This window comes from Acinetobacter sp. ANC_7553 (assembly GCF_056779895.1).
Genome location: NZ_JBWYIV010000009.1, coordinates 87,647 through 107,550 on the forward strand (window position 1 = coordinate 87,647; position 19,904 = coordinate 107,550).

At 39.6% G+C, this 19,904-nt stretch carries 11 protein-coding genes and 2 pseudogenes; 4 read left to right on the forward strand and 9 right to left on the reverse strand.

The genetic code is table 11. The features are described from left to right. Positions 1-61: 61 nt before the first annotated feature. From AC1M9I_RS08755 to pilG, 5 genes and pseudogenes are all read right to left on the reverse strand, one after another. Positions 62-4,120, reverse strand: coding sequence for a hybrid sensor histidine kinase/response regulator (locus AC1M9I_RS08755; RefSeq protein ID WP_481593614.1), 4,059 nt, complete (start codon positions 4,118-4,120; stop codon positions 62-64). A gap of 7 nt (positions 4,121-4,127) precedes the next feature. Then, positions 4,128-5,252 (reverse strand): annotated as a pseudogene (locus tag AC1M9I_RS08760) (methyl-accepting chemotaxis protein); the annotation flags it as partial. Positions 5,253-5,781: 529 nt separating this feature from the next. Further along, positions 5,782-6,336, reverse strand: a complete 555-nt coding sequence (locus AC1M9I_RS08765; RefSeq protein WP_481593615.1) for a chemotaxis protein CheW — start codon at positions 6,334-6,336, stop codon at positions 5,782-5,784. Beyond that, complete coding sequence (locus tag AC1M9I_RS08770; protein WP_035269071.1) at positions 6,333-6,707, reverse strand: response regulator; 375 nt, start codon at positions 6,705-6,707, stop codon at positions 6,333-6,335. The genes AC1M9I_RS08765 and AC1M9I_RS08770 overlap by 4 nt, the downstream gene beginning before the upstream one ends. 18 nt (positions 6,708-6,725) lie before the next feature. Then, a complete protein-coding gene (gene pilG, locus AC1M9I_RS08775; protein ID WP_035269072.1) occupies positions 6,726-7,112 on the reverse strand; it encodes a twitching motility response regulator PilG in 387 nt (128 codons plus the stop codon). A 276-nt stretch (positions 7,113-7,388) separates the two neighbouring features. Between pilG and AC1M9I_RS08780 the strand changes: the two genes are divergently transcribed. The 4 genes from AC1M9I_RS08780 (at position 7,389) to AC1M9I_RS08795 (ending at position 14,119) form a co-directional block, all read left to right on the forward strand. Then, the gene (locus AC1M9I_RS08780; RefSeq protein WP_257227584.1) at positions 7,389-8,033 is read left to right on the forward strand and encodes a hypothetical protein; all 645 of its coding nucleotides are present in this window, start codon (positions 7,389-7,391) and stop codon (positions 8,031-8,033) included. A 34-nt stretch (positions 8,034-8,067) separates the two neighbouring features. Next, a complete protein-coding gene (locus AC1M9I_RS08785) occupies positions 8,068-9,189 on the forward strand; it encodes an efflux RND transporter periplasmic adaptor subunit (protein WP_481593617.1) in 1,122 nt (373 codons plus the stop codon). Between the two features lie 15 nt (positions 9,190-9,204). Further along, positions 9,205-12,309 (forward strand): efflux RND transporter permease subunit, encoded by a 3,105-nt coding sequence (locus AC1M9I_RS08790; RefSeq protein WP_481589084.1) that lies wholly within the window; start codon positions 9,205-9,207, stop codon positions 12,307-12,309. A 94-nt stretch (positions 12,310-12,403) separates the two neighbouring features. After that, on the forward strand, positions 12,404-14,119 hold the full coding sequence (locus AC1M9I_RS08795) for a proline--tRNA ligase (protein ID WP_481595001.1): 1,716 nt from the start codon (positions 12,404-12,406) through the stop codon (positions 14,117-14,119). A gap of 36 nt (positions 14,120-14,155) precedes the next feature. Here AC1M9I_RS08795 and AC1M9I_RS08800 read toward each other — a convergent pair whose 3' ends face one another. The 4 genes and pseudogenes from AC1M9I_RS08800 to AC1M9I_RS08815 form a co-directional block, all read right to left on the reverse strand. Then, positions 14,156-15,115: a DUF6160 family protein gene (locus tag AC1M9I_RS08800; protein ID WP_481610940.1), complete on the reverse strand. Its 960-nt coding sequence runs from the start codon at positions 15,113-15,115 to the stop codon at positions 14,156-14,158. A 32-nt stretch (positions 15,116-15,147) separates the two neighbouring features. Beyond that, positions 15,148-17,616, reverse strand: a complete 2,469-nt coding sequence (locus AC1M9I_RS08805) for a DUF6160 family protein (RefSeq protein ID WP_481610941.1) — start codon at positions 17,614-17,616, stop codon at positions 15,148-15,150. 25 nt (positions 17,617-17,641) lie between these two features. Continuing rightward, a complete protein-coding gene (locus AC1M9I_RS08810; protein WP_179999378.1) occupies positions 17,642-18,331 on the reverse strand; it encodes a hypothetical protein in 690 nt (229 codons plus the stop codon). Between the two features lie 106 nt (positions 18,332-18,437). Then, positions 18,438-19,847: pseudogene (locus tag AC1M9I_RS08815) on the reverse strand (hypothetical protein); the annotation flags it as partial. Positions 19,848-19,904: the final 57 nt, after the last annotated feature.

The following is a 19,904-nucleotide window of genomic DNA, read 5'->3' on the forward strand; positions in this document are numbered from 1 at the left end:
GAGTAATGAAATATAAAAAAGGATGCGAATGCATCCTTTTTTTTAATTCGCTTAAAATACTTCAATCATGTTTTAAAAGCTGATTGATCTGCTCAATCAACACTGCTTCTTGGAAAGGTTTACCCATATAAGCCGATACACCAAGTTCAAGAGCATGTTGTTTATGCTTATCCCCCACTCGTGAAGTGATCATAACCACAGGTAAGTTCTGCAAATGTGGTTGATTTCTCAGCCATTGCATCACTTCAAAACCATCCATTCTTGGCATTTCAACATCAATTAACATTAAGGCAGGTGTTGAGTGCTGTAAATGTTCAAGTGCTTCAATACCATCTATAGCTGTAACAATCTGGTAACCATGGCGCTCCAGTAGTTTAGATGTCACTTTTCGAACTGTGACCGAATCATCAACCACTAAAATCGTAGGTGCTTCATTGTCATGCTCTAAATTAGAGGGCTTCGACTCTAGATGTATAGACCAATCCTGCTGAGTGAGATATTGAACCACACGATTTACATTTAAAATTGGGCAAATTTCTCCACTGCCCATAATGGTTACACCGCTGAGATAATCAATTTGATGGATCAGCCTCCCAGTCTGTTTCACAATAATTTGTGAATTAGTTCCTAAGACTTCATCAACGAATAAAGCCACAGGTTGAGACTGGTGCATATTTACCAAAATCACTGGAACTTTTTGGGTTTCTGAATATGGTGAGTTTCTGTTTATATGTTGATTTAACAATACGAAGTCAGCCAAATCGTTTAATTGATAACTTGCTTCATGCACTCTCAACAACTGACCCTGTTGTTTCGCGTGATTTAAATCATGTCTATCGATCATTTCAACACGTTGTATTTGATGTAACGGTAAGGCAAAGAATTGATCTGCAACTTTTACCATCAACGCTTCAGTAATAATTGAAGATTTAGGAATTCTGATTTCAAAACAAGTTCCTAGTCCTCTTTCCGAAGTAACATGAACATGCCCACCCAGTGCCTGTATTTCACTTTTTACGACATCTAAACCGACACCACGTCCTGAAACCGTTGTTAATTTTGCAGCAGTGGTAAAGCCTGGTCTAAAAATCAATTGTAATAGTTCAGTTTCAGAATATTCCCGTTCAGTATTGAGCCAACCAAATTCAACAGCTTTTTGCTTAATCTCTTGTGGATCAATTCCTCGACCATCATCCTTGATCAAAATACTCAGCTCATTGTGATGATTCACCAGTGTCAGTTGCATGACTGCTTGTTCAGGTTTATTTAATTTCAACCGCTGTTCTGCTGACTCAATTCCGTGATCAATCGCATTACGCAGAATATGCTCAAGTGAGGTGATCAACTTTTCAAGAATACTACGATCTAATTCGATGTCTGCATGTTCAATCTGTAACTGAACAGATTTATTCAGATTCATCGAAAGTTGCTTGCATAAGCGTTCAAGACGCATTTGTATCGTCTTGAATGGCACGACACGAGTACGCATCAACGAGTGTTGGATGTTGTTTTGTATTCTTGCCTGCTGAATCAATATACTTTCTGCAGACTGAAGCTTTTCGTGCAGAGTGTTTCTGATATCTAACAAGTCTGATGTTGACTCTGATATAGATTTAGAGAGTTGATTGAGTGATGAATATTGATCCATTTCTAAGGGATCAAACCCATGCTCGGCGGAATTATGTAATCTACGTTGTAATAAAATTTGGGATTCTAATTCCCCCTCCATCCGTCTCAATTGTGAAGTAAGGCGCTGAATGGTTTGATCCATTTCTACCAAATTTGACCGATATGATTTTAACTCTACTTCAACTTGCGAACGTTGAATCAAATCCTCCCCAATCAAATTAAGAGTTGCTTCAATTACAGCAGTAGAGACTGAAAGTGTCTCGTTCGCTACGGCAGATTGCACAAACTTTTGCAAATTGCCACTCATTGGGGGCGGTAAAGCACTCTCCTTAGCGTTAGATGGTTCATTCTGATGTGAGTTTTGCTGAATGGAAGAAGAGTCAAACTTTGATGAATTATTATGCGTAGTGACTAAATCACTTAAATTGTTTTCAAGGTCCGCTGATAAAGTTGAATGAATATTAAAATCTGAAGACATGTGGTGAGTGATATCATTTTGCATCGAATGTACTAAGTTCAGCTTCGAGTCACCACCCTTAAGATTGAAATGTCCAAGCTCAATTAAACCCTGAATAAGCCTTGATGCCTGCTCTATCGGATAATCAAGAGACTCAGTTTTAATGATATTGACACGCCGTACCAAATCCTGCTGTAAGGCTTTAATCAAAATAATGAAACTTTTTATATCAATTTGTTGCTCTGAAATGAGTTGAAGATATACAGATTCAAGCTCATGGATTAGATTTGCAAAGTAATCTGCTTGCAACATGTATGCACCACCTTTCAACGTGTGCAGTTGCCGCATAATTTTTTGGATACACGTAGCATCTTCTTGATACTCTAACCATGTATTGAACAAGTCTTCGATTTGAGACAAGATTTCTTCCGCTTCCTCGACAAAAAAACCACTTACTTCGCGATCTAAGCCCTGTTTTGCTTTCGCTGAATCTTTGAGTGCGTAATCTATATTGAGTAATGTCAGAATTGTTTCATCTAAGGATCGAGCAGATACTTCGCTTTCCTGTTCTATATTGGAAATGCAATTCGATTGATTGGAAAAGCTGAAGTATTCATGATTAAGTTGTTTTAAATCACCTAATAGCTGCTGAGAAGCTACATTATTTTGAGCCAATTGACCTATAGCAAGTTCATCAAATATTTCTAAGAGTTTTTCATGCCCTTGTTGTAAAACTCGGTGGACATTTGAGTAGGCAATTGAATTCGGTTCTCTTGCAATGTTGAAGTGAATTGAACTCAAAATTTCTGAAATTTTTTGAAGGAGATCAAAATCAACTTTAATGGCAAATTTAGCAATTGAACTGAGTTGTTGACTCAGTAAGGTCGAACGTTCAGTAGTACGTGTAGAGCTAACGAGGTTAGAAATACCATCTTGTACAAAGGTATCGATAAGGAAAACATCTTCTACACCCAAATCTACAATTTTCTTGAGTAACTCTTGCGGATCAAGATTTGGATCGTTCTGTGTAATCTGTTCTGAGAAGTCTCTCAATGCGATTAAAAATGTATGCTCTAATGCCTGAAACTGTTGTTGTCTCGTTACGTTGTCACCTGTTGTTTGCAAGCTTTCTAAGTAATACTGGATTAAATCAATATACTGCGTTGTGAGCGCTTGCAATTCTTTATTGTTGGTATCAAAAGATGGATTACGTTGTATTATTTTTTCGAATGACTGACTCAATACTTCAATTTTCTCAAGTCCAACAATTGCAGAACTCCCCCTGAGAGAATGGACAACACGTGCAAGCGTATCCACCTGAAATTGTTGATTGGATTTATCCAACATATCTTGCAGGGATTTCAATTGTTCTGAAGCTTCAGCATAAAAACTTTGCAGAACCTCGTTATCCCATATTTGAGTATTCTCAATTGTGGCTGTTGCTGAGAGTGAATTTGAGTCACTCAAACAATGACATTCAATCCTGAAATCTAGATCTAGCTGTGTGAGATGAGCGTTGATCGCCAACAAAGGATGCAATGATTGATCTATGGTATTTGAATGTTCTAATTGCCGACCTAAAAGCAATAGAGGTTTAACATCTAATTGAATCGCTTGTTTCACTGTTAAACTAGGCACAATAATGTAGCGATATATACGAGAGATCAGCTCAACATACTCAAGGACCATTTGACTCCATGAAAGTTGCTGATCAAGCCTAATATTTAATATTGTCTCAACAGTCCATGCAAGCTCAGAAACTGAGTTGAATCCAAGCATTCGACCTGAACCCTTTAAGGTATGAAAATTACGGCGCAAAGCTTGCCAAATATTTACCTGTTCTAAATCATTCGATAAGACTTGAAAATTTTCTGATATTTCTAGAAGTAATTCCTTAAGCTCTTCAGCAAAGGTCGTAAGGAGCTCCTCATCTTCAAAATTTAATTCATCCTGAGGAAGCTGCATATCTATATATGCACGATGGAGTGCTTCTGAAAGATATAATTGTATTTTATTAGGATTATTATTTTTCATGGCTCAATCACTCAGGTAATTTGAAGTTTGCAACTGATTTCCTTAAAGAATCAGCCATTTGAGTTAGTTCTGCTATCGATTGAGCAGTATCTAAGGTTGAAGCATGATTTTCTCGTGTGACATCTTGCACAAGCGACATTGTTTTCGCAATTTGACCCGCAGCAGCTGACTGAACTTTTGAGGATGCTGAAATATTCGCAATGAGTTGAGCCAACTGTTTTGAAATCAACTGAATATCTGCAAGTGCTGCTCCTGCATCTTGAGCAAGTCCAGTCCCCTTAACCACCTCAGAAGTTGTTTGCTCCATAGAGCGAACGGCCTCATGTGTATCTAATTGAATATTTTTTACCAATATCTCAATATGTTTGGTCGCAGCAGTTGAACGTTCAGCTAAACGCTGCACCTCATCAGCAACACTAGCAAAACCTCGTCCAGCATCGCCTGCCATTGCGGCTTGAATGGCTGCATTTAAAGCCAACAGATGCGTTTGCCCTGCAATGTCTTCAATGGTTGCAACAAAGTTTCCAATCTCTTGAGTAGATTCACCCAGCCTTTTAATTTTTTTAGATGTTTCTTGAATCTGGCCTCGTATTTGATCCATTCCATCTATTGATCGTTCAACCACTTCCCCACCCTTCACTGCGATAAGTACAGCGCGCTGAGCAACTTTTGCAGATTGCGCTGCATTTTCAGAAACGTGATCAATTGAGTCCGCCATGTCATGAATGGCGAGCGATGTATTTTGGATTTCACGAGCTTGCAGCTCTGAAGATTGAGCCAATTGTGAACTCATGTGCTGAGTTTGATGAATATATTGGGTAACTTGTTGGGCAGCCTGATTAATTCTCATCACCAAATCACGCAAATGATCTATCGCTACATTAATTGAATCCGCGATTGTCCCCGTAAAATCTGCAGAAACCGCAGCATATTTGGTCAAATCGCCTTCAGCTAAATCTCCAATTTCATCTAAAAGCCGATAAATCGCGGTTTGATTCTTCTTATCTTTATCCACCAGTTCCATTAAACGCAGACGATCTTCTTGGCTTCTCAAAATAAAAAGTTTAATTACAGCAAAGGTGAAGCTCGATAAACTAATCAACAATAAAAGTGACAGTAAAATCAGTAACCACGTAGAACCTGTGCGAATTTCATTGAGGGCTACTTGAATTTTTTGTAACTGAGACTCCGTGATATTGCTTTGAGACTCTAACCATAGTCGATCTACTTCATTTAAAGCCGGACTATAAAAATAAACTGATTTTACATTTTCAAGTTGTGAACTAAAAATAAGCTGAGAGTTTTTGAGAATCTGTAATGTGTAATCTGTAGGATTATCCTCAAACTGTTGAGTCTGAATAATCATCATTTGATTGAGATATTTCAGTTCCCCCACCCCACGACTTTGCTCCACTGTACGTGGGAGATTAAACATAAGAAACAATAAAATCAGAAAAGCACAAACGAGGCTAATAATAGCCATGATTAAATAAGACTTCGTTTGGGCAGATTGCCCAAACAGCTCTGAAAACTGTTCAAGTTTTAACTTAAGTGAAGCTTTCCATCCCTGTGTGTTGGAATCTGAATCATTCACATTCCGACTGGTCTTTTTTAACCGTAAACTCACTCAGCTCCCCCAAAAAACTATTGCTGACTAGACATTAAATTGAATTAGATGTGAACATATGCTTTAGGCGATCATGCTCATATAGCAGACTCATCATCAGCACAGCTACAGGTGTTGAATGATCGAGAAAATAACCTTGGCAAAATAATCTATATGGTTCTGCGATCAAATCCGAACCGGCGCTATAGGTATTATTCTTATAATGTTTTACACCGAGGACTTCATCCACAAGTAATCCAACACAGTCTTGCCCCACGTTAAAACATAAAATTTTAACATTAGCGTGTAGTTGTGTGGTTTTACCCAAAGCAAATTGCTTTAGATCTAATACGGTCAGTACTCGACCTCGCAAATTCGCCAAACCTAAATACCACGGCGGCGTAAGTGGTAAAGAAGTAATGCTCAGTAAAGGGCTAACCTCCGCAATATCACCAAGTGGGGTAATAAATTGCTGCTGCTCAACTTTAAAACATACACCAGACCAGAGGTCCTGATTTTGCACATCACGGTACTCATTTACTTGAGCCGAATTAGCATTACTGGCTTGCGTTAACCAGTGTTGTTGATCACTTTCATCTTGAGTGATCATGCTGTGCCTGTATTTAAATATTGCTGAATGACATCAAGTAATCTTGATTCATCTACAGGTTTGATCAGGTAGTCGACCGCGCCTTGTCTTTTGCCCCAAATTCGATCCGTATCCTGATCTTTGGTACTGACAATGACAACTGGAATATGCTTCGTTACATCAGCTCTTGCAATTTGCCGAGTTGCTTGAAATCCATTCACACCAGGCATCACCACATCCATAAGTACAAGATCTGGTTGCTCTGCTTGCGCCAAGGTAACACCATCTGCACCATTGGTTGCTTCTAGCACTTCATAGCCATTTTTGGACAGAATTTCTTTAAATCTAAACATTTCTGTTGGAGAGTCATCTACCACTAAGATACGTGTCATATTTTGTTTTCCCAGTACTTAACGTGAAGCGACAAGTTTACGAATCGCATTCAATAGCTCATCTTTACTGAATGGTTTCGTGAGGTATTCATCAGATCCAACAACTCGTCCTTTTGCCTGATCAAACATACCATCTTTACTGGATAACATGACCACTGGAATATGTTGGAAATTTTGTGAGTTTTTTAACAATGCGCACGTTTGATACCCATCTAAACGCGGCATCATAATATCTACAAAAATAATATCAGGTCGAGTTTCAGCAATTTTAGATAATGCTTCAAATCCATCTACTGCAGTTACAACGTCATATCCTTCACGCTGTAATAAAGTTTCTGCGGTCCGACGAATCGTTTTTGAATCATCAATGACCATCACTTTAATATTTTGCAGATTATCATCCATTGAATGATCCTTCCTGAGATGAGATTTAAAGAAAAATGAAACGCTTAATTTAGAGAATAACCATTATTTTCTAACATAACATTACATTGATTTTCAATGCAGTTGAGTACTCGCGGAGAGATTGTGTCACAAAGCTTCATAGAATTTAAGGGTGAATCAGATTAAGCGTAAATTATTTAACGGTTTATATTTATAAATTTACCAGAACCACATAAAATGCTTGTTATTAAAAGCAAAAATTAAAAAATTGAATTGATATCACGGGGGCCAATTCCAATGTTTAATCTTTCGCACAAATCAAGAATTGGGTTAAAGCATCTTCATCATAAAACATTCTTAGTGATCATGATGACATTTGGTTTATGTATCAGTGAAGCAATTGCTAATACCACAGTGACCAAACCGTCTTGGTATCGTTATTATGATAAAAATGGCGTAGCTAATATTAGTAGTTCGGTAACACCAGAGCATATTCGTCACGGTTATGAAGCACTTGACCGTAATATGCAAGTGATTAAAAAAAATCGACCTTATGATGCCGATAAAGAACAGCAACAAAGTGCTGTACGTACGCAACAAGCCAAACAACATGAACAAGATCTACGCTTAAAACGCGCTTATGGTTCTAGTAAAGTGGCTGCGAACAAACGTGATGATATGTTGAAAAACATCAACAAACAAATCACCTTTCAAAAACAACAGTACCAACAACTGGAGCAAGATCGAATATTGTTTAAAAAGCAGGAACAGACCTATATCAAGAAAGGGAACCCTGTCCCTAAAAACTTACAAGATCGAATCACTTATAATGCACAGAATATGAGTAATATCCAAAAAAATATTGAATCTTTACAAACAAACTATCGAAATACTCAGTCACAATACGACAATATTATCAAGCGCTTAAAAACTCTTGAATAAAGAAGAGTTTGTCTGAATGGAAAGGAATTATCACATGCCGAATGCGACTCGACACAGCAGTCAGTTTAAGAAATATCTCGTATTAGGAACGCTGTGTACGAGTTGTCTTTTAGCCGCTTGTCAAAAAAATGACGAAAGTGTACAGCCAACCTCATCTACCCCTCAAAAAATTGAATTAATACAACAGGACTTAGTCAAAGTTGAAAATGGGGTCTCAAATCTGAGATTTGCTTTCACAGGCACCATACGCGCTGTGAATCAAAGTACAATTCAAGCGCAAGTGACTGCCACTGCTAGTCAAGTCTCTGTACAAGTCGGTGAAAGGGTGAGTAAAGGACAAGTCTTGGTACGTTTAAATAATCAAGATAATGCAGCCCGACTCGCACAAGCTCGCGCTAATCTTGCTTCTGCACAAGCGCAGGCACAACAAGCTGCAAATATGGTCACTCGAAAAAAACGACTTTATGATCAAGGATTTATTTCTAAGGTTGAATATGAACAAAGTCAAGTGGAGCATAAAGCTCAACTCGAAACTGTACGAGCTCAGCAAGCAAATGTGGATATCGCACTGAAAGCCGATGCTGATGGATTAATTCGTAGCCCCATTTCTGGCGTAATTACCAAACGTCAAGTCGAACCTGGTCAAACCGTTTCAATGGGTCAAACATTATTTGAAATCGTAGATCCACAAAAATTGGAGATTCAAGCAAAACTCCCTGTCGAATCTCAACATGCGCTCAACATTGGAAACAACATTGAATATAAAATTCAAGGGGCTACCCAAAATTATACTGCCAAGTTAACACGCATTTCCCCAATGGCCGATCAAATCAGTCGTCAGGTTGAGTTTTTTGCTCAACCGAATGAATCAATCAATTCACTGAGTATTGGTGCTTTTGTCGAAGGTTTCATCTTAGATACAAAGCAGATTCAAGGACAAAAAGTTCCGCTTGATACTATTCAAGATGCAGATGGCAAACCTTATTTGTGGATCATCCGTGATCAGAAAATTCAGAAAGCCAATATTCAAATTTTGGATCGACAACCCAACGAGAATATTGCAATGATCAGTGGTCTTCAGCCAACGGATTACATCAGTAGAATTAAGTTTATCAATGATGACTTAAATAAAACAGTCTCAATTGCTTCAAAGTAAGACAGGATCTGAACTATGTGGTTAACTCGAATCAGTGTGAAATATCCTGTCTTTACGATCATGATGATGCTATGCCTGATGGTATTGGGCTTATCATCATGGCAACGAATGGGAGTTGAAGAATTCCCTGATGTCGATTTCCCATTTGTGGTCGTGTATACCACTTATCCAGGTGCTTCTCCTGAAACTGTTGAATCTGAAATTACCAAAAAGATGGAAGATCAGATCAATACGATCTCAGGTGTTAAACAAGTGATATCGCAGTCAAGTGAAGGACTCTCTACAATTATCACTGAGTTTAATTTGGATGTTCCTTCAACCGTTGCAGCTCAAGATATTCGAGACAAAATTGCGCCAGTGACAGCTGAATTTCGTGATGAAATTACTGATCCTATTGTTGAGCGCTATGATCCTTCCGCAGGTGCCATCATGTCGGTGGTATTTGAGTCTGAGAATATGTCACTCCGAGAGCTCAGCTCTTATTTAGATCAAAAAATTGTTCCTCAATTGAGAACTGTTCGTGGGGTAGGTACAGTTAACCTGCTAGGTGACTCGCAGCGTCAAATTCGTATTGAAGTTAATCCACAAAAATTACAAAGTCTTGGTGTTGGCGTTGATCAAGTCATTAACACACTAAAAGGCGAAAACATTGAAGTCCCTGGGGGCACACTCAAACAGTCAAATTCAGAGCTGGTTGTTGAAATTAAATCAAGAGTAATTCATCCCCAATCCTTTGGGGATCTCATCGTCGCGAGTAAAAATGGCACGCCAATCTACTTAAAACAAGTAGCTGAAATTTACGACAGCCAAGCTGAACTCGAGTCGAGTGCATTCATTAACGGTCAAAATGCTGTCGCGTTGGATATTCTCAGAAGCTCTGATTCAAATGTAATTGATGTTGTAGATGCGGCTTATAAAACACTAAACCGTATAGAACAACAACTCCCGCAAGGGACAACATTGAAAGTAGTTGTCGATACATCTCGAGGCATACGAGCAAGTATTGGTGATGTTGCCCGTACAATTATTGAAGGTGGTGTACTTGCGGTTGTCATCGTTCTACTGTTTTTAGGTTCATTTAGATCGACGATTATTACAGGCCTTACCCTGCCAATCGCCCTACTCGGCACATTAACGTTCATTTGGGCTTTTGGTTTTACCATCAATATGATGACTCTTCTTGCCCTGTCTTTAAGTATTGGTCTTCTTATTGATGATGCAATTGTGGTACGTGAAAATATTGTCCGCCATGCTGATATGGGGAAAGATCATGTGACTGCTGCTTTAGATGGAACCAAAGAAATTGGGCTGGCAGTTCTCGCAACCACTTTGACCATTGTTGCGGTGTTCTTACCAGTTGCATTCATGGGCGGTATTATCGGTCGTTTCTTCTACCAATTTGGCGTGACAGTAAGTACCGCTGTACTGATCTCAATGTTTGTCAGTTTTACGCTCGATCCAATGCTCTCAGCTCACTGGGCTGAACGTCATCATCCAAATAAAAAACCGAGCGCATTGAAACGCTTCTTCAATGGGATCTCAAATAAACTTGATTCATTAAATGAAGTGTACGAGAAGCTGCTAAAACTGGCACTAAGATTCCGCTTTCTAACAATTGTCGTTGCTGTTGCTTCACTGTTTGGCGCGCTCGCGCTATCGAAAATGGTGGGAACAGAGTTTGTACCTGTTCCAGATAAAGGTGAAATTCGGATCAAATTTGAAACGCCCGTAGATGCTTCACTCGAATACTCTCAGGCAAAGTTAAAACAAGTTGAATCTATTATTCGACAGCATCCAGAAGTTAAAGGAACGTACGGCGTTATTAATGGGGTGACTGATCGCGGGAAAAACCATGTAAGCATCCGAGTCAGTTTAAGTCCTCGTCAAGAGCGCTCTCAGACACTGACTGATTTAACCAATGAGTTTCGTGATCGACTACAAACAGTGGCGGGTATTACCCTCACCTCTATTGCTTCAGCAGATGAAACTGTGTCTGGTGGTCAAAAGCCTGTCATGATTTCCATCAAAGGACCTGAGCTAGATGAATTACAAAAAATTTCTGATCGTTTCATGGTGGAAATGGCAAAAATTGATGGTGTCGTCGATTTAGAAAGCTCGCTCAAAGAGCCTAAACCTACCCTTGAAGTGCATGTAAATCGTGTACTTGCAAACGATTTAGGATTATCAGTCAGCCAAATTGCCAATGTGATCCGCCCTCTCCTTGCTGGTGATGATGTAACGACGTGGAAAGACGAAAAAGGTGAAACCTATGATGTCAATTTGCGCCTCTCTGAAGATCAACGTACGCTTCCAAGTGACATCAATAATTTATATTTAAAATCGCAAAAAGTGGATGCGAATAATCAACCTATCTTGGTTCCGCTCTCAAGCGTAACAAGCACACAAGAAAGTTATGGTGCATCTCAAATCAACCGTCGTGATTTAGCACGTGAAGTCATGGTTGAAGCCAATACTTCAGGTCGACCTGCAGGTGATATTGGTCGAGATATTAAAGCATTGCAAGATAACTTCGAGATGCCTGCTGGCTATGGTTTTGAAACACAAGGTGCAAACGCAGATATGGAAGAATCGATTGGGTACGCTGTTACAGCCGTTACACTTTCTATTGTATTTATCTATATTGTTTTAGGCTCTCAATTCAATAGTTTTATTCATCCTGCGGCGATCATGGCCTCATTACCATTGTCATTGGTCGGAGTATTCCTTGCATTATTCTTATTTAACTCAACAATGAATTTATTCTCCATTATTGGCATCATCATGTTAATGGGATTAGTAACCAAGAATGCGATTCTCCTCATTGACTTTATTAAGAAAGCTATTGATCGCGGTGAGACACGTTTTGATGCCATTATTGCTGCAGGTAAAACACGACTTAGACCCATTCTGATGACCACGAGTGCGATGGTCATGGGTATGGTGCCATTGGCATTAGGCTTGGGTGAAGGAGGTGAACAAAGTGCTCCGATGGCGCATGCTGTCATTGGGGGCGTCATTACATCCACCCTGCTGACCTTAGTTGTGGTTCCCGTTATCTTTACTTACTTAGATGACTTTAAGAATTTTATGGTGCGTCAAACACGAAAATTCATGTCATAATGTAGAGAATTGTCATGAGGTGTCATTCAAAATGCTCACCTCATTTTTTATCGTATAATCTTATGCTTTAACGCTCATTATTAGGACAAATTCTATGCGCGCGAGTCGCTTTTTATTTGCAACGTTAAGAGAAACCCCAAGTGATGCTGAAGTAATCTCTCATCAGCTGATGCTTCGTGCAGGTATGATTCGTAAATTGGCTTCAGGATTATATTCTTGGTTGCCAATGGGCGTACGTGTGTTAAATAAAGTCGAAGCGATTGTTCGCGAAGAAATGGACCGTGCTGGTTCACTACAAGTATTGATGCCTGTGACCCAACCAGCAAGTTTATGGGAAGAATCTGGTCGCTATGTGCAATATGGTCCAGAACTTTTACGCTTTAATGACCGTCACAACAACCCTTTTGTTCTCGGTCCTACACATGAAGAAGTCATTACTGATTTAGCACGTAACGAACTCAAAAGTTATAAACAATTACCCGCTAATTTTTACCAAGTTCAAACTAAATTCCGTGATGAAGTGCGTCCTCGTTTTGGCGTTATGCGCTCTCGTGAATTCGTGATGAAAGATGCTTACTCATTCCATGCAGATCAAGCTTCATTACAAGAAACTTACGACACGATGTACGATGCCTATTGCCGTATTTTTACTCGTTTAGGTTTAGACTTCCGTCCAGTACAGGCGGATACAGGTTCAATTGGCGGTTCAGGTTCGCATGAATTCCATGTATTGGCATCAAGCGGTGAAGACGATATTGCATTCTCAACTGAATCAGATTATGCAGCCAATATTGAAATGGCTGAAGCGATTCTTGTAGGTGAACGTGCTACACCAACTCAAGAATTAAAAATTATTGAAACACCAAATCAAAAGACTATAGCTGATGTATCTGCTTTCTTAGGTACCGATGCAAAACAGTCTGTCAAAGCTTTGTTGGTACAAGGAGTCGCTGATGAAGGTAAAACTGCGCCTGTCGTGGCACTGTTCCTTCGTGGTGACCATGAGCTAAACGAAATCAAAGCTGAGAAACATCCGCTGATTGCATCACCACTTGCATTTGCAACTGAAGAACAACTGAGTGCTTTAGGCTTAACCGCTGGTTTTGTTGGCCCTCAAGGTTTAGTCGAAAAAGGGATTAATGTCATCGTTGACCGAGCAGCATCAGTTTTGTCTGATTTCGTTGCAGGTGCAAACGAAGCAGGCAAACATGCGACGGGTGTGAACTGGGAGCGTGATGCTCAATTCACTGAAGTTTATGATCTTCGCAATGTTGTTGAGGGAGATCCATCTCCAGATGGTAAAGGTGTACTTCAAATTAAACGTGGTATTGAAGTTGGTCATATTTTCCAATTAGGTCAAAAATACTCTGAAGCTTTGGGCTGCAAAGTATTAGGTAAGGATGGTAAACCATTCACTGTAACAATGGGTTGTTATGGTATTGGGGTGACTCGCGTAGTCGCGGCTGCCATTGAACAAAATTACGATGAAAAAGGAATTATTTGGCCTGCTGCTATCGCACCCTTCCATGTCGCAATCGTTCCGATGAATGCTCATAAATCTCCTCGTACTGTAGAGGCTGCTGAAGCACTTTATGCAGAACTTCAAGCTGCTGGTTATGACGTGCTTTTAGATGACCGTGATGAACGACCAGGCGTTAAATTCTCTGATATCGAAATTACAGGTATTCCGCACCGTATTGTTATCGGTGAAAAAGGTTTAGATGCTGGTACTTTTGAGTACAAAGGTCGTTCTGATACTGAATCAAGCAACCTGAGTAAAGAAGAAATACTCGCTAAAATCGCCCAATAATTTGAGCATAAAAAATCCCGCTATTCGCGGGATTTTTTATAGACCGTTGATATTCACTTTCAAATCTTTCACAGATGTACCAATAGCCCCAAAGCTCCCCATTGAGCCATTCGCTAAACCATTAAAGACCGTCGGACTACTCGCCCCCTCACGTCCCAACATCACCTTGTTGAGACCAACATTCATTTTACTAGATTGTCCTGTATTTCCGATGTAAATACCTGAAGGTGCAACACCTGCATGGAAACCAGATAATGAAAAACCATTGTTTTGATCAGTAGCTTTAGCCTGAAAATCGAATTTTGCAGAAGAATTACCAGATACGAATGCAATAGGACAGCCTGAGCCTGTGCCACAGATTGATTGAATTGCGCCTCCAAACTGGACCATGTAGCCTTGTGGCACATTGCCTAATTGAACATTGATTTGAGGACGTTGGGATTGATTTAATGTAATTTCAAAGTTTCGATCAGCACTGCCTATTTCTAAAATTTTAGCGACACCGGGCACCAACTGCTTCAGATCATTATAAATCGATTTAGTTTGTGTAGCACTAGACACCTGATTACTGCTTGCGATATAGAGTGCGAATGGACTCAATTTAAACCCCGTAATTTGCTCCGCAAAAGTGATACCTATATTGGCAAATGGCGTGCCATTGCCTCCGTCTGTATCAATTTTTGCATTGATTGTAGACGAACCAGGGGTATGACCTAAAAATTGAACCTGAATTGGATTACCAGTTGGACCTGCGACCACTAAGCCAGCAGCTTGTGAATAATTTTTTCCTAATATTGGATCTTTAATTCCATCTTGATCAATGATCGCAGCCTGTGTGAACTCGATCTTATCCATTCCAATACCAATGCTGACCCCATCTTGACCAGTAGTAGATGAAAGAGACTGATCATCCAATGGTTGCATAGCAAAACATGGGAGTCCCACCGCAGCGGTCAAAATAAGTAAACTGAATCGTTTTGTTTTTATCATATTCATGAGTTTATCCCTCAACTTTCCATATTTACTTATTAATTTCGAGGTGTAATGCGCAATTCACTATTCAAGCGACCGCCAGTAATAGCCAATTCGCCTAAACGAGCGCCAGCACCTACAGTTGGAGGATAGAAGTTGATGTCTCTTGCTCTAAAAACACCCGAAGTTGTCTTTTGAGGATTGAACATCAAGGCAGCATTCACACCAAATTGTCCCGCACCATTTTGATCTTTACTAACAACCAATGCATTATTAAATGCAATTTTACCTGTCAAACGGTCTAAACCAAGTGTTGAACCATTATGAGGATCGGTAATTTGGAAGGTGTTATTGTCACCTTTCAGCTCTAATTCACCTACAAAAGTTAAGCTCTGACCATCTTCAGCAGCATTATTTGGAATTAAAGAAAAATCAACATCACCACCAAGACGTGATTTCACCACAAACATCACATCATCAGCTAAAGCAAAATTGTTGTCTGGTGATGAACTTCGCGTAGCACATCCTGCTGCTCCACTATTTAATTTACAGGTTTTATAAATGGTACCTGGCAGATATCCCACAGCAACTTCTGTTGATAGAACAATCAACATATCGCGCAAGCTGACATTTACACTACCATTTTCTACGCCCATATTTCCTGTACCCTTCGCGTACAGATCAATATTACGTAAACCCATATAGTAATCTGTTGATGTTGCCGTATCTCCACTGCCTACCTTACCTCCATCAACCACTAAAATTGACGTGGTTTTATTACCTAGCGCTTGACCATTAGCTCGGTCTACCCCAGAGGTACTCATTGCAAAAGACAAACCAATTCTTGAGGTATTACCCGCTGTAGCAATCATGTTTTTAACAACATCGGAGCCTGCTAAAGTGTAATAAAAAGCTTGATCTGCACGAACTGATGTTCCATATAGAGCAAGATTGGCATTCAGATTATAAAAAGGCAGTGCCAAGCCCCACTCATTTTTAACATTTGTATTCGCAAACAAGTTAGCTGCTGGTGTTCCTGCACTATTGGTAAAACGTCCACGGCGGGAAATAGACTGAAATTCAGCACCACGAATCGCAGCAATCAAGCTGTATGGATTATCACCTGTTACTGCATTATGAATTTGGTGCTGATAATCAGTTGCTAAGGTTAAATAACTTCCATTACCAAAACGACTTTTTTGGAACACTTCGTTTTCAGGTAAGCGCAGTGTTTTTGTATCGGCTAAATTGAGATACACATTACCACTGTCAAAAGATGCTCGAGTATTTGGTCTTAACCCTGTTAAGTTACTAAACTCAAAACCATATGCATTTAGACCTGCCCCACCAATTTCTAAAGTCGTTGCTTGTCCATCACTTCCGAGCATTGAATCATTGTCTTTGGTAAAGTCAGCTTTCATACGGAACCCGATTCCAGAATCACCAATTACACTATTACTGGATGAAGCCGTTGGACTATTGGCATTTCCTAGAACACTTTCATTGCCTTTTGTACCACGAAATTGCAACGATGAATTGACCATTCGCCCGCTGGCACCTACACGGATGAGTCCTTTAGCTCCTTGAGGATTATTTGTATTGCTATTTAAAGCATATGGGTCATTTGAACTCACGTTCTTATTCAACATCACTTCGATATTTAGACCCGAGTTTGTTGTTTCACCCTCTGCACCTGACTTACCATTGCCATAGGTTCCTGTGTTAATAAATCCTGCTTTTTTTGAAGCCGAATTTGCAACACGGTTTAAATCCACATAACCCAAATTATCATTAGGCGTACTACTCATACCTGCAATGTTATCTGTCGAACCTGTACGTGTGTTCGACTGCATTCTCAATCCCTCAACCTCATCCACAAAAATAGCACCACGTGCTTTGAAGTTGAAGTTGAAGTTGTTTAAAACAAGTTGGTTGAGTTGATTTCGTGCATCAGTCTGCCCTAAATAGATATTGGCATTTTTAATCCCTAGTGCGATTTCGCTAAGGTTCTCTTTGCTGAATAAGCCGTGAATCGTTCTAAGCGATAAATCAGTATTGGAAGTGGTTTGTAAAGCCAATTGACCCATTGAAAAACTACAACGGCTTGAGCTCTCATTATCACAAATTCTGAGATTATTCATGGTCACTAAAGCAGGTGTCACACTGGCATTGAAGTCTAACCCTGCTTGGTTCGCATTGCTTCCAGCGTTAATTTTAATGTCTGCCCCTAGTGTTTGATTAGATACATTACTTTTTCGAATAAAGACATTATCTGCTGTTGCCTGCAATGTATTATTGGTTGCTCCACTACTGCCACGACCTGCTTGATCTTGCCAATAGACCTGATCCATGTTGGCTTCAGTCAATGTTGTCGAGATATGAACACCATCTTGACCATTTACATTTCGCAAAGCTTCGTCATGCATCACTTCTAAAGCCATAGCATGACCACTTGCAAGCAAGATACTCAGGCTTAATGCATTCATAACCAGCAATGAGCTGTGATTATATTTTTTATTGTTCATCACATTTCCTTATGCATCTTAAATTTCAACAACGCTGGTGACTGCCGTCACAACCAAACATCATGACTTTACCCTGAACAGCTAAATTACCATTCATTTTTAAACCCATAAAACCAGTTTCTCGCCCATGGTCATATGCAGAACGAGGAGCATTAGATGAATCATAACGTGTCACTTGCAGGTAACCATAGTCAGCAGGACTTGTTCCTACACCCTCAGTGGTGGCATTACTGGTAAATTTATCCTGACCAAAAGCCAAAGCATCAAAACCAAAATTACGAATTTGAATTGGCTTAGATGCATCAAAGCTCAGTTGCATCGCTGCTTTAAGCTGATCAGTACCAGAATCATTTTTATAGCTGAGATCTACACCATCCAAGCCAATCTTTTGAATATTTAGAGTGCCCTGAATCCCTTTAAAAACAAGCCATAATTTAAAACCATCTGTACTACTTGCTTGACCATCTTTGATATAGCGATTATTGACAGCAAGCGCGAGACGACAATATTCCACATCCTTACACAGTGCATCATCAAACACATAACGTTGAACATTATTCTCAGTCACTAACTTTTGGTTTAAAGAAAGTTTTAATGAGAGATCAGCTCCAGCTTGTCCTTCAACATTTTTTAAAGCTTCATCTGACATGGGCTCAAGTGCATAAGTCATTGATGCTATAACACTGAATAGGACAGCGACTAATGAATTTTTCATGAATGCTCTCCTATAATCCTTTTGTGGTGATTTTCATATGCTGAATAAGAACACCATCAATGACCGCAGAACCCATATTTTTAAAATTTGACGGTGGCAATGCAGCATTAGGCGTTTGGGGAATTGGATTGACTGCACCAAAACTTATACCTACTGCATCTGATCCTTTATAAGCACTTAAAGTATTATTCTCAGCGTTATAAGAAGTACTTCCAATAGTGATACTGCTATGTGTTGCATTCGTCCCTTGATAGCCATTCAAACCATTGTTACCACATTTATAAAAGTTACAGGTTGAGCCCGCATATTCTGTCGAGTTTGGATTGCTATAATCTGTGTATATTTTTTTATAAATTTCAGGTTTATTTGGAATACGCGTGAGTTCCAAACTAAAGTTTTTACCATCAGAGCCTAGAATCAAAGGCTGATAGAGTGAACCCAATACGATATTGGCATTCAAATTCTGAATAAAGATACCCTCATTGGCATCAAATACTGGTGCCAGAGTATTGTTGATGGCAGGGGTTTGTAAATTAGGAGTGTCTGATGTTTCACGCGTACTCAGTCTAAGAATATTGGCTGTTTTATTCCCCGTCGTCAGATTTTGACCATCCCCTGAGTTCAAACGCACAAGTCCAGCAACACCCAAGGTGTTGTTATAAAATGCACTCATGCCTGCTTGGTTACTTGCACCATTTAAAGTTTGAAAGATTTTTATATTACTTCCATTAATGGAAAAATTATTCCAAATGGCCTGTAAACGAAGTCGATTAGCACGATCCGCATTACTCGTTCCTGCTTTTTCACCCAATTGGTAAAGTAGTGGATCCCCTTCTTTACGAGAAGGATCAAGCACAAAAGCATCCGCCCACATGGCCATCTTCAATCTGTAAGCATCAAGACCATTAGCTGCATCCGTAGGACGAACTGTGTCCATTAATGGAGCTTCAAGCGTCAAGAATGGAACCTGACAGCTAGGATCATTACTTATACATGTTTTATTTAAATCAAAATTTGGAACCTGATTTTCAGTACCGACTCGAAGTAGCCATGGATTGGTTGCTGTTCCCCATGATCCTATACGTGCATCTTTATCTGTCGCAGCTAAGCGCGTATTGTGATTATTATCAGATTTAGATAATGCGAGACCATACACGAACAAATCAGCCTTACCCACGGAATGATCTTCTGACCCTACTGTTCCATTTTTATTGGTATCCAATGCCGCATCCGTTAAAGGCCCCACTGGAATGAGATGAATATATCCAGTATCTTTTTGGCGATTCATTAAATCTGCCGCAGTTGAATTTTCCCCTTGAAAAACAAAATAAGCATCTTGAGGAATCATGGCGACACCCTCACCAGTCGTCGCACTTAAATTTTCATCCGAAAGAGGCTGCAATGCGTAGAGCGAAACCGTAGTAAGCGTCATTAAACTTGCAAGTAAAGTCTGATTAAATATGTTCGTATAATTAAGTGCCATCTCGACCTTCCCGTATACGATGCCTTGCACCATATTTATATTTTTAATTGTTCAGAGAAGAATTCCATGCTTCTCTTTTAATATTAAGAT